The sequence below is a fragment of the Flavobacterium lipolyticum genome (assembly GCF_020905335.1).
GTDB lineage: Bacteria > Bacteroidota > Bacteroidia > Flavobacteriales > Flavobacteriaceae > Flavobacterium > Flavobacterium lipolyticum.
This window is the reverse complement of sequence record NZ_JAJJMN010000001.1, coordinates 3,726,584-3,739,404: the sequence shown is the minus strand read 5'-3', so window position 1 is coordinate 3,739,404 and position 12,821 is coordinate 3,726,584. Positions and strand designations below refer to the sequence as shown.

At 35.3% G+C, this 12,821-nt stretch carries 11 protein-coding genes; 2 read left to right on the top strand and 9 right to left on the bottom strand.

Translation table 11 applies throughout. From position 1 onward, the window contains the following. Complete coding sequence (locus LNQ34_RS15910; RefSeq protein ID WP_202701841.1) at window positions 1-633, top strand: hypothetical protein; 633 nt, start codon at window positions 1-3, stop codon at window positions 631-633. Between the two features lie 118 nt (window positions 634-751). On the opposite strand, the gene LNQ34_RS15905 is transcribed toward LNQ34_RS15910, so the two are convergent. Beyond that, on the bottom strand, window positions 752-1,561 hold the full coding sequence (locus tag LNQ34_RS15905; protein WP_202701842.1) for a lysophospholipid acyltransferase family protein: 810 nt from the start codon (window positions 1,559-1,561) through the stop codon (window positions 752-754). A gap of 125 nt (window positions 1,562-1,686) precedes the next feature. Beyond that, window positions 1,687-2,337, bottom strand: a complete 651-nt coding sequence (locus LNQ34_RS15900) for an NUDIX hydrolase (protein WP_230000426.1) — start codon at window positions 2,335-2,337, stop codon at window positions 1,687-1,689. A gap of 90 nt (window positions 2,338-2,427) precedes the next feature. Here LNQ34_RS15900 and LNQ34_RS15895 point away from each other — a divergent pair, with 90 nt between their 5' ends. Next, window positions 2,428-2,865, top strand: coding sequence for a DUF4268 domain-containing protein (locus LNQ34_RS15895; protein ID WP_230000425.1), 438 nt, complete (start codon window positions 2,428-2,430; stop codon window positions 2,863-2,865). 840 nt (window positions 2,866-3,705) lie between these two features. Here the strand turns inward: LNQ34_RS15895 and LNQ34_RS15890 are convergent. The 7 genes from LNQ34_RS15890 to yidC form a co-directional block, all read right to left on the bottom strand. Next, a complete protein-coding gene (locus LNQ34_RS15890) occupies window positions 3,706-4,116 on the bottom strand; it encodes a hypothetical protein (protein WP_202701845.1) in 411 nt (136 codons plus the stop codon). Window positions 4,117-4,137: 21 nt separating this feature from the next. Continuing rightward, window positions 4,138-5,082 (bottom strand): NAD(P)H-dependent flavin oxidoreductase, encoded by a 945-nt coding sequence (locus tag LNQ34_RS15885; RefSeq protein ID WP_230000424.1) that lies wholly within the window; start codon window positions 5,080-5,082, stop codon window positions 4,138-4,140. A 12-nt stretch (window positions 5,083-5,094) separates the two neighbouring features. After that, window positions 5,095-6,696: a S8 family serine peptidase gene (locus tag LNQ34_RS15880; protein WP_230000423.1), complete on the bottom strand. Its 1,602-nt coding sequence runs from the start codon at window positions 6,694-6,696 to the stop codon at window positions 5,095-5,097. A 43-nt stretch (window positions 6,697-6,739) separates the two neighbouring features. Next, window positions 6,740-7,927, bottom strand: a complete 1,188-nt coding sequence (gene mnmA, locus LNQ34_RS15875) for a tRNA 2-thiouridine(34) synthase MnmA (RefSeq protein WP_202701848.1) — start codon at window positions 7,925-7,927, stop codon at window positions 6,740-6,742. Between the two features lie 104 nt (window positions 7,928-8,031). Beyond that, a complete protein-coding gene (locus LNQ34_RS15870) occupies window positions 8,032-9,807 on the bottom strand; it encodes a T9SS type A sorting domain-containing protein (RefSeq protein ID WP_230000422.1) in 1,776 nt (591 codons plus the stop codon). Window positions 9,808-10,060: 253 nt separating this feature from the next. Next, window positions 10,061-10,777, bottom strand: coding sequence for a toxin-antitoxin system YwqK family antitoxin (locus LNQ34_RS15865; RefSeq protein WP_230000421.1), 717 nt, complete (start codon window positions 10,775-10,777; stop codon window positions 10,061-10,063). Between the two features lie 99 nt (window positions 10,778-10,876). After that, window positions 10,877-12,790 (bottom strand): membrane protein insertase YidC, encoded by a 1,914-nt coding sequence (yidC, locus tag LNQ34_RS15860; RefSeq protein ID WP_230000420.1) that lies wholly within the window; start codon window positions 12,788-12,790, stop codon window positions 10,877-10,879. Window positions 12,791-12,821: the final 31 nt, after the last annotated feature.

Sequence of the window (12,821 nt, the reverse complement as noted above, 5' to 3'; positions counted from 1 at the left end):
ATGAAAGAACTGGATTTATTAAAAAAAGACTGGAAAAAGAACTCGGATTCTTTTGAACAAATATCGGAAAAGGAAATCTACAAAATGATTCACAAAAAGTCGTCTTCAATCGTGAAGTGGATTTTAATTATCAGCATTTTGGAAGTATTGTTTTGGACTTTGTCAAATTACTTTTCAAATGTGGACGCTGATTTAAAAAAGATGAATCATCCTGAGATTATCTTATTTATGGACATTTTAATGTATTTTAATTATGTCGTGATTTTTGTTTTTATTTACTTCTTCTATAAAAACTATAAAACCATAACTACTACTGTTTCTACCAAACTACTAATGAGCAGCATACTAAAAACCCGAAAAACGGTTCAATATTATGTTTGGTACAATTTAGGCATGCTTGTCGTTTCGTCTATCCTCAGCTTTTTCATCGGGTACGTTTACAATCCGGATATGGCAATTATTAGAGAAAAATTAGCCTTAAATGGAAAAGCAATGCTGTTCTCAATCGGCGCACTGGTACTGCTTGTACTGGTTCTTTTCGGAATCTTCTGGGGGATTTACAGATTGCTTTACGGAACGCTGCTGCGCAGGTTATATGCAAATTATAAGGAGTTGAAGAAAATTGATTTCTGATAAGAGGTGCTAAGAAACTAAGGCTCTAAGAAACCAAGTTACTAAGTTTATTTTGAAACTTGAAACCCTGAAACAAAAAAAAAGCAATCTAAAATCTAAAATCAGAAATCTAAAATATCTAGTAATCCCATCTTCTCATTTTATTAAGTTCTTCCTGTACTTTGATTTCTTCGGTTGGAATAACTTTTAAAAATGAAGGATGTTGTTCAATAGCATACTCTACTTTTTCAACAATTTCTTCGATGGTATCGTTCTCATAATCAATCTCAAGAGGTTCTTTGATGATGAAAGACTGTAAAATTCCTTTCTTTTTCAGTCGTAGTCCTTTTTTATCAAAAGAACGACGGAAACCATCAATAACAATTGGAATTACTACAGGTTTGTGCTGTTTTATAATATGTGCCGTACCTTTACGAACTGGTTTAAATGACTTCGTGGTGCCTTGCGGAAATGTAATTACCCAGCCATCTTCGAGTGCAATTCTGATATTTTCGGTGTCATTTGGGTTAACATCACGTTTTTCGGTAACGTCAACACCTTTTGCACGCCAGGTTCTTTCTACTGTAATTGCTCCAACGTAAGCCAAAATTCTTGGCAATAATCCAGCCTGCATGGTTTCTTTGGCAGCAACATAATAAATATTCATTTTCGGCTGCCACAAATATCCGATATTCTTAATAGTATCCTGACGTCCGCTTAAACTTGCGTTAAACACATGAAACATCGCTACAACATCAGCGAAATAGGTTTGGTGATTCGATATAAACAAAACATTTGTATCCGGAAGCGTTTTAATTATTTCCGATCCTTCGATCTGCAATTCATTAAAACCTCTATATCTTCGGTGAGTCATGGCTCCCAAAATACGGATCAACCATTTCTTGATGAATAATATATGTCCGAAAGGATTTCGTTTAAACAATCCCATAGCTGTCAATTGTATTATTTTATTAGGACGCAAACTTACAAAAATTATTCTTTTACCGATCCTCCAAAACAATTTCTAAAATAAACCGGTAGCACTATGAATATCAAATTGTTAATTTTTATTCTTTATGTTTTTTTGTCAAAAGTCGTTTTTAAAACATCTCTCAGTTCACTCAATATCATGGCAGTTGCTCCCCAAACGATATGATTTTGTATGTTAAATGCGGGAACTAAAGCGTTATTTGCGTAAGAAGTTGATAATGTGACTTCAATAACAATTTCATCATTCAAAAAAACAGAGAGCGGTAATTCTATAATACTCGCTACTTCTCTGATATCCGGATAAAATAAAAGCTCTTCTTTGGAAATACCTAAAAAAGGATGCACCAGGAAGTTGCTTGGCGGAATATACATAGGTGTAAATTGTTTGATTAGCTCTATTCTTTCAGGTGCAACGCCTACTTCTTCATGTGTTTCGCGCAAAGCAGTCTCTTCATAATTTGCATCAGTCGTTTCATATTTTCCTCCGGGAAAAGCAATTTGAGACGAATGAACTCCATTATATGCATTTCGGACAATCAATACGAGATGTGTTTTATTGTTTTTTGGATAAAACAACATCATGACCGCTGCAATACGCGGATTTTTATCTTTCAAATCAAGATTCTTCAAGGCTTCGAGGCGTTCTTTTGGAGCCATTTTAATATGAGCCAATTCCGCCGGCAATACTGCCGGAATTAAATCAGGAACATATTCTAAAAAGTCTTGAAAATCCATAAGCAAAGTTTATTTTTGTACTTTTAAATAAAATATAAATATAGTCTAGAAAACGCGGTTCTACAAGTTTTCTAAAATCAAGTCTTAAAAATGTACAGTAAAGAAGAATCACAAAAGATAAAAAGAGAATTCTGGGTGGCATTCGCCGAAAAATATCCTCGTAAATGGGTACTTTACGATACCAAAATTAAAGATTTTTCCTTTAAATTTTATGTAGATAATAAAAAAGCACAGGTTCTAATTGATATCGAACAAAGAAGCGATGAAAAACGAAATGCTTACTTTGAAAAAATTGAAGCATTAAAAAATATACTGGAGGAAGAATTCATTAAAGATTTGGTTTTCGAAAAAAACTACACTCTTGAAAGCGGTAAAACGATCAGTCGAATTTGGATCGAAAAATTAGGGGTTGGATTTAGTAATCGCAATAACTGGGATACTATTTTCGATTTCTTTAACGAAAAAATGCATGCTTTGGAAATGTTTTACCTGGAATATGATGAGTTTATTAAGGATATCGATTCTTAAGAGAAAGATGCTAAGGCTCTAAGTGGCTAAGGCTCTAAGTGGCTAAGGTTCTAAGTTGCTAAGGTTCTGAGATTCTAAGCTGATAAGACTCTAAGAAAGTGTACTAACTTAGTAGCTTAGAACCTTAGCCACTCAGAACCTCAAACTACACACTAACCATATTATACACAATAATGAGGTCGTCGTAGTTGATATAAAGCTGTTTGCGGAAGTCCTGTTTTTTTTTCGGGTGATGATAAATAACTTACAGGCTTTGCCATCATCGTTTTCTCAGAAGCATGATGAGTTTATTAAGGATATTGATTCTTAAGGAGAAAGATGCTAAGACTCTAAGTGGCTAAGGTTCTGAGAAAACATATTAACTCTTGAGATGTTTTATCCGGAATATGATGAGTTTATTAAGGATATTGATTCTTAAGAGAAAGATACTAAGACTCTAAGTTGCTAAGGCTCTAAGTTGCTAAGGTTCTGAGATTCTAAGCTGATAAGACTCTAAGAAAGTGTACTAACTTAGTAGCTTAGAACCTTAGCCACTCAGAACCTCAAACTACACACTAACCATATTATACACAATAATGAGGTCGTCGTAGTTGATATAAAGCTGTTTGCGGAAGTCCTGTTTTTTTTCGGGTGATGATAAATAACTTACAGGCTTTGCTATCATCGTTTTCTCAGAAGCATGATGAGTTTATTAAGGATATTGATTCTTAAGAGAAAGATGCTAATGCTCTAAGTTGCTAAGGCTCTAAGTAACTAAGGTTCTGAGATTCTAAGCTGATAAGACTCTAAGAAAGTTTACTAACTTAGTAGCTTAGAACCTTAGCCACTCAGAACCTCAAACTACACACTAACCATATTATACACAATAATACGGTCGTTGTAGTTGATGTAAAGCTGTTTGCGGAAATCCTGTTTTTTTCGGGTGATGATAGATAATTTACAGGCTTTGCCGTCATTGTCTTTACACATAAAAGAATAGACAATATCGGTATCATTCTCTTCCCTCTCCATGTAATCCAAAATACTAAAAAGCTGTATTTCCTGCGAGTAGACCACAATTCTGTGTTTATTGGTATCCAAAATTACCGAAAGGTTAACCAAATCAAGATCGGACCATTCTCCCCATTTGCCTTTTTCATTTTTCTCCAGGACACTAAAACCCGATGTTTTGAACTGGTAAGACTGACTAAAAGTTTGCTGTAAACCAAGTCCCAAAAAAGATAAAAGTATAAAAGTGCGTATAGAATTCATATTGTATTTCTTGGGGGTAATTTAGAACTCAAATTTAGCCTTTTCCTGGCAGGCAGCTTCAAAATCGGACATCATTTGTTGAACAATTTGCTCTACCGGCAAAATTTCATGAATTAATCCTGCAATTTGACCTATTTCAAGTTCTCCTTCTTCAAGATCTCCTTCAAACATTCCTTTTTTAGCTCTGGCTCTTCCTAAAAGCTGTACCAAATCATCCTTTGAAGGACATTTTTCATACAATTCCTGAACGTCCTGATAGAATTTATTCTTAACCAATCGAACAGGTGCCAGTTCTTTTAAAGTTAGTTGTGTATCTCCTTCTTTAACCTTAACGATCGTTTCTTTAAAGTTATCATGTGCCGAGGATTCGATCGAAGCTGCAAAACGACTTCCCACCTGAACACCATCGGCTCCTAAAATCATTGCAGCAAGCATTCCTCTGCCTGTTGCAATTCCACCTGCAGCAATAAGAGGTATCAGAACTTTCTCTTTCACCATCGGGATTAAAGTTAAGGTTGTCGTTTCGTCACGTCCATTGTGTCCTCCTGCTTCAAATCCTTCGGCGACAATAGCATCAACACCAGCCTCCTGCGCTTTTAAAGCAAAAACAGTGCTGCTCACTACATGTACGACTGTAATTCCTTTTTCTTTTAAAAACGAAGTCCACGTTTTTGGATTTCCTGCCGAAGTAAAAACAATTTTCACTCCTTCTTCTACCACAATATTTATTATTTCTTCGATATTGGGATACAGCATCGGAATGTTAACTCCAAATGGCTTACTGGTCGCTTTTTGGCATTTCTGAATATGTTCACGTAAAACTTCGGGATACATAGAACCTGCTCCAATTAAACCTAAACCTCCCGCATTACTTACTGCTGCTGCTAATTTATAACCGCTGTTCCAGATCATTCCTCCCTGAATAATTGGGTATTTGATCTTAAAAAGTTGTGTAATTCTGTTCATTCAAAAATGTAATTATTGTTTAATTATCTTTCCTGTTTTATGAAGACCATCTGCATCAAAAGTATAAAAATACAATCCGCTTTTTAGTCCTTCAACAGAAAGAATAGGGTTTTGATTTGTAATTTGTTTTTCGATTAGCTTTTGCCCCAGAACAGAGTACACAGAAACAGAAGCGGTACTGTTTTCAAACAAAAAGGAAATCGCAGTCTTAGTTGGATTTGGAAAAACAGAAAAAACTTCCCCTAAAGACTTGAAATCTTCCACTCCTAAAGTGGCTCCAAAATTAGGAATTCCGTAACCATAATTATTATTTGGTGCCGTATATCGATCAGAAGACTGCAATATCATCTGCCTAATTTCCTTATTCGTTTTGGATGGGAAAGCCTGCCATAAACAAGCAATCATTCCCGCCATAATTGGACAAGAAAATGAAGTTCCATTTATTGTTGTAATATTCCCCCCGCTATCAGATACAACAGCAGCCGTACCTTGTGCCATAACATCCGGTTTAATTCTTCCGTCATAACTTGGTCCTATCGAACTAAAACCTGATCTAACTTTTGAAGAAGTTACAGCACCTACTGTAATTACTGAAACAGCATCTGCAGGTCCTCCAATATGAGGTTCAGTTGTAGCTCCTTCATTTCCTGCCGAAGCCACCACGATTATTCCTTTATTAAAAGCCATTTCGGCACCACGGGAGATAAAATTAGTCACCCCGTTCATATCGCTATACGCATGCGTGTAGTTTGGATTGTCAAATTCAAAATACCCCAAAGAAGTTGTAATAATATCAGCTCCTACACGGTCTGCTTCTTCTGCTGCCTCTACCCAATACGATTCTTCTACCGGATTCTCAGTAGGATCATATTCGGTGATGTATAAATAATACGAAGCATCAGGAGCAGTACCTACCAGAGCATTTTCTTTATAACCGCCCATTGTCGAAAGTACCATTGTTCCGTGGCTGTCTCCTGAATAAAAATTGGCATTTCGATTGACATAATCGTACCCTCCTAAAATCTGATTATTATCGATTAATTTCTTAAACGGTAAAGTTGTATTAACTCCCGGAAAACCTGCATCTAAAACGGCAATTACTTTTCCTAAGCCGGTTTTATTCTGTTGGTGCAGCACTTTTCCATTCAGCATTTCTATCTGCCCTCCTGAAGTTCCGTACGCATAATCCGTTTTTGATTTCAGTTTGTCTTTTACCTGACTTATCTTATTCTCAGTTACTTTTTTAGCAGTTGTATTCAGATTTTTATTGGCAAAAAACACTTTATCGACAAATGACAGCGCTGTAAGTGCTGTAATATCGGTTTGAGTTCCTCTAATATGAAGTGCATTTAGCCATTTCGATTTTGCCATAATAGTTATCCCCGAACTCGATCTAACCTGATTGATATAAGAGTCCTCTACAGGTGCATCGGTAAGATCTAACGCAATATTTTGATTGGCTCTTCGATCTAAGGCACGCTGTGTCAAAATTGTAAGCGGAGCATTAAGAGATGCCTGTGCGTTGGGTTTGTTTTTAAAGTATACCCATGCCTCTTCCTGCGAAAACACCGCGGAAGAAAAAATCAACAACAAAAAGACAAAATAGTGCTTCATGATTACTTTTTTAAAGGTGAAACCTCCGTAAAAAAGTATAAAGCTAAGAAATTACTCCCGAACCAACTAATTCATTTTCTAAATACCACGCTACAAACTGACCTTCAGTAATGGCGGACTGAGCTTCCTCAAAGCGAACATACATTCCGTTTTCAAACTGATACAAGATTGCTTTCTGTAGTGGCTGACGGTAACGAATTCTTGCCATCACTTCCATTTGCTCACCTTCCTTCAATTTCAAATCTTCGCGAACCCAGTGTACTTCAGAATTCCCCACAAACAATGCCTTTTTGAATAAGCCCGGATGATTACTCGTTAAACCGGTATAAATGGTATTCGTATCAACATCCGTAGCAATTACAAATAATGGATCTGTAGTACCGCCAACATTTAAGCCCTTTCTTTGTCCGTTTGTAAAATAATGTGCTCCCTGATGTTTGCCCATTATTTTACCCATCGTTGGAAGATAATTTAGTTTTTGAGATTCTACTTTCAATTCGTCTTCCAGAGAAATTCCTTCCGGCTTTTCAATCGTATAGATTGGGTCGTTTTTATCAATCTGAACAATAAGACCTTCTTTTGGTTGTAATTTTTGCTGCAAAAACTCCGGCAAACGTACTTTACCAATAAAACAAAGCCCTTGTGAATCTTTCTTTTCGGCCGTAACCAATTCCATTTCAGCAGCGATTTCCCTAACCTCAGGTTTAGTCAATGCTCCAATTGGAAATAATGCTTTGGATAATTGTTCCTGAGACAACTGACACAAAAAGTACGACTGATCTTTGTTCACATCATTTCCGGCAACTAATTGATAAACCGTTTTTCCGTCGACTTCAATTTCGCTTTTTTGGCAGTAATGCCCGGTCGCCACATAATCGGCTCCAAGACTTAGAGCGATTTTCATAAAAACATCAAACTTGATTTCGCGGTTACAAAGCACGTCCGGATTTGGAGTTCTTCCTTTTTCGTATTCGTTGAACATATAATCAACGATTTTCTCTTTGTATTCTTCGCTTAAATCAACAGTTTGAAACGGTATACCGAGTTTTTCCGCTACCAATAAAGCATCATTGCTATCTTCTAACCATGGGCATTCATTAGAAATCGTAACCGAATCATCGTGCCAGTTTTTCATAAAAAGGCCAATAACTTCATATCCTTGTTGCTGCAATAAATAGGCAGCAACACTTGAATCTACTCCTCCGGAAAGTCCAACAACTACACGTTTCATTCTAAATTGTTTATGTTTTTACAAGGCTGCAAAGATAAGCCCTATTTTTGAAAATCGCAGTAGTTTTTGATTAGTTTATACAATGCCGCTGTAAATAAAACTTATTACTTTCTAACAAATTTATGCGTGATTAATTTGCCCTCTCTCATTTCACTCAGAAAATAAATACCGCTGGATAAATTTTCAACATTTAGTATGTCCTCTATATTAGCCTTCACTTTAAATGTTGTTATAGTTTTCCCCAATATCGTAATGAGGCTTAAAGTCGCATCGTGATCCGATCTAATCGTTATAATCTTATTACTTGGATTGGGATATATCACAAAGTTTAAGTTTTTATCAAATGATACAGTGTTCAGGTTATTGTTTGGAACAGTTCCGGAAATAGTATAACTTCCGATAGAACCATATGCTGAGTATCCTCCATTGGTTGCATCTCCGGCCCCGATACCATTAATACTAATAAAATACTTGCCTGCCGTCAGATTTACATCCATTGAAGCATTTAACTTTAAAGGATCAGAATCCCAATATTGTCCCATTTCTACACCTTCGGAATTATATAATTTAATTGAAAGATGGAGATTACCAACATTAGTCTTTGCACTTGTATTGGCGGTAATACGAACATTTCCTCCTGTAGTAGTAAATGCAAAGAAATCATTATCTCCTTCTTTTTCGATTATACCTTCTTTTTGAGTAATCTTTCCTTTATTATCCAAAGTTAAACTAAATGCTGAAGAAGGACCATTACCATAGTCATCGGCTCTATACGCTGCTACTCCAAATCCAACAAAACCAGGGGGAGAGCCAAAACTAGAAATTATAGCAACGTCATCTTCATTATTATTTGCACTATTATACTCTCCTTTGCTCCATTGTGTAATAGGTCTGTTATAACCAGCTCCCATAATTGGCGCCCAAGAAGTTCCATTTATTCCTGCAAAATACTCTTCCTTTGGAGAAATGCGCCCATCATGCTCTAAACCAAAAGTATGACCTATTTCGTGCGAAGCAGCTTCTCCCCCACGTTTAGCACTAGAAACATTAAAACACCAAGCCGGAAGCCCATAACCAAAGGATCCTATATAGGCTACACCTCCACTTCCCGGAGCTGCTGTATTTGTCGGAGTTACTACTACACGCAGCCTTAAACTTTCTTTATACTTATTGTATACTTCTTCACTTGTTGTTATATTCAAATTAAACGGTTTATAATCTTCTGAAACTATTTCAAAAAATTGCAATATATCTGCATCACTCATTCCGGATGGAGCTGCATCAATTGCGTTACCATTATTCCACTTATTTCCCGCGGGCAAGTAATGTCCGTCAAAATCTAATAATACACAACTGCGTCCACCCGGCAAGCTCTCTAAATTTAATAACGCAGCACTAATTTTACCTGAACTGTTTTTTGATGTTTCGCTTCCTCCCTGGAGTATATTTTCGTAATCTATACAAATCAAAGAATTGATATCAACTTTTGACACATAAGCTTTTCCCTGAAAATCAGAAGAGTACTTATATGCTTCTCTTTCTTTTTTTAAAATAATGTGTCCTTCCAGAAATTGATCTGTTACTTTGATAAAAAAAGAGGATTCTGGCACATTCTTGATTTCTCCAATCAAAAATTCACCTGAAACTGTTGATTCCTTATAATTCACTTTTCCGGTAAACTTTTCCGAACCAACAATTTGAAGAGAAATGCTTTTCATTTCACCTTTTTTATTAGAACCATCAGAATGATTCTTCGTAAGCTCTTTTTTGAGATTACTCATAAAACCATCACATGTACCCAAAGAAGTCTGGGAAATAACAACATTATTAAAAAGAACATTTAACAATAAAGTCACTACAATTTTGTACCTATTATTCATACTTAATTATTTTTTCACTACAGGAATTTCAAAAAAACTCTAAATCAATTACAACCTTATCTAGCTACAATCGATAATACAAATGTAGTCTTTTATTTACAATAAACCTAAGAGATCAAAAAATTAACTCCCTATAGACAACGCAACACTAAAAAGTTCTCATTGAACGAAACCTATTTAAATTGAAAGATTACTCCCGGAACTTTCCTCAAAATGAGACAACAAAAAAGTCCGCAAAGCGGACTGATATAACTTACTCGGCCTTAGGTTTTGAATCGGCCTGATAACTACTTTTAGGATCACTCATATTAACTTCCTTCGTTAATTTTCCTTTAAAGTAAAACTGCCACATTCCGGATTTCTTCCCTCTGGTAAATTTTCCTTTAGAAGCTACTACCCCATCAGAGTCATAAAAAATAGCATCGCCATTGTATTCGTTATTCTTAAAAGTACTTTGTTCCAATAGAATTCCGTTTTGCCCGTACTTCTTATAAACACCCTCTTTCAAACCTTCTTTATAAGTCATTTCCTCGGCAATTTTAGAATCTGCATAAAAAACAGTTCTTACTCCTTCTAATTTTCCGGCTTTGTATTTTTCAAGTGTCATAATTGCTTTCGAAGCCTTATGATAGTACTTCCACTCACCTTCACGCGATTTTCCGATTTCCTTACCTTCGCTCACTTTATTTTTATTCTGATCGTAAAAAATAGTATACGAACTTCCATCGTTTGCTGTAAAATCTCGAGTTGCGACAACATCTCCTTTTTTAGTATCATCAAAAAATTTAAACACTCCGGTTTCTTTTCCGTGACTAAAAGTTCCTTCATAACGAGGACGTTTAGAAACTTCATAAATTCCTTTCCAAACTCCGTCTTTTTTCCCGTTAGCATCCGATTTATTAACCTCCTGCGCTACTGCAAAAAAGGTGTTTAATAAAAGTAATCCGGCTATTATTTTTTTAGAAATCATATCTATTATATTCTATTTTAAACTTTAACGATTCTGACTTTGATTAAGTATATTTCAGATATAAAAAAATCCCGAAGAATCGAGATTTTTTTATTGGTGTTATTTCTTTTTATTCTGAGCTTTCGCAGCTTCTTGCTGTTCCATTACTTCCTGAAGACGTTGTTGAAACTTACTTTGCTTTTTAGGCTCTTTTAATTTATTTTCCTGAATCTGAGCGTGAATTTTATCACTATCCACAATGTAATTTTTAATTACATACATGATTCCGATTGTAATTAAGTTTGAAATAAAGTTATACAAACTCAATCCGGCACCATAACTATTGAAGAAAATTAACATCATTAATGGCGACACATAAATCATGATTTTCATCATTTTTGCCATATCCGGCATACCTTCTTGCTGAGGCGCTGCCATTTGCTGATCTCCGGATGTCATTTTCATGTAGAAGAAAATCGCAATTGCTGCCAAAATTGGGAACAAACTGATATGATCTCCATACAACGGAATGTAGAATGGCAATTTTACAACAGCATCAAAAGAAGACAAATCGTCTGCCCAAAGGAAACCTTTTTGTCTTAACTCAAAAGCTGAAGGGAAGAACTGGAATGAAGCATACATAAAAGGAAGCTGAATCAATGCCGGAATACATCCTGCCATTGGGTTTACTCCTGCTTTGTTGTACAGTTTCATCGTTTCCTGTTGTTTTTTCATTGGGTCTTTTTTGAATTTTTCTCCCAATTCTGTAATCTCCGGACGTAAAACTTTCATTTTTGCCTGAGACAGGAATGACTTATAGGTAATTGGCGACATCGCCAATTTAATAATAATCGTAAAGATGATAATCGCAATTCCTAATGATAATCCAATTGTCGAGCTTAAGAATCCAAACAACGGAATAAAAATCAATCGGTTGATCCAACCAAAAATACCCCAACCTAATGGAATGATTTTTTGAAAATTCTTATCGTATGATTTTAGGACTTTATAATCTGCCGGTCCAAAATACCATTGCATTTTATAATCAATTTCCCCATTAGAGAATGCTAAAGGAACATTTGTTTTAAACTGTTTCGTAAAAACAGTATCTATCTTTTCATCATTCACTAAATTAGTTGATTCTAACTTTGATGTTGTGAATGGTTTATCCGTTACTAGTATAGAGGTAAAGAAATGTTGTTTATAAGCTATAAAACTAACTTTTTCAACGGTTTCTTCTTCATGTTTTCCTAAACCTGCATAGTTTATTTTACCATCTTCATGCTCATAATAAATTTCAGCATAACGGTTTTCATACGAAATACTTTTTTCGTTTCTATACGTTTTTAAATCCCACTGTAAATCTAATGGCTTTCCAGTGTTTAAAACTTTGTTTAATCCCTGAGAACGAACATCAAAACCAATTAAATAATCATTTGGTTTAAGAACATATTTGTATTCTAAGAATTCATTAGCACCTGCTTTCAAACGCATTGTTAAAATTTGATCTGCACCATTTTTAGTTAGCGTCGGTTCAAAAAACAAATCTTTAGAGTTTAAAGTTCTGTTATCCGCAGTTTGCAGCTGAATGTTTAAATTAGCATTATTGTCTTTAATCAATTCAACTAATTGTCCTGAATTTTTTTCAAACTTTTTGAACTCTTTCAACGTAGCTTCTACTATATAACCACCTTTGTTAGCGATTTTAAGTTTAATCTTTTCGTTTTCAATAGTTGTAAAACCTTCTTTAGCAGAAGGTAGTGTAGCTGAATAAGCAAAACCACCTAATGTTTTTTGTAATTGTGCCAACTGCACTGTATCACCAGGAGTTGTAGCTGCAGCAACCGGTAAAACAGCTGTTTTAGTTTTATCCGCTTTCGCTTGTGCTTCTTGCTTGGCAATTAGTTCTTTTTTGGCTTTTTCAGCAGCAATCTCTTTATCAGAAGGCTGATTTTGGTACATAATCCAAATCAAAATTCCAAATATCAATACAAAACCAATGATTGAATTAAGATCAAATTTTTTTTCTTCCATTACAGTTTAAAAAGTTATTCGTTAAAAAGGT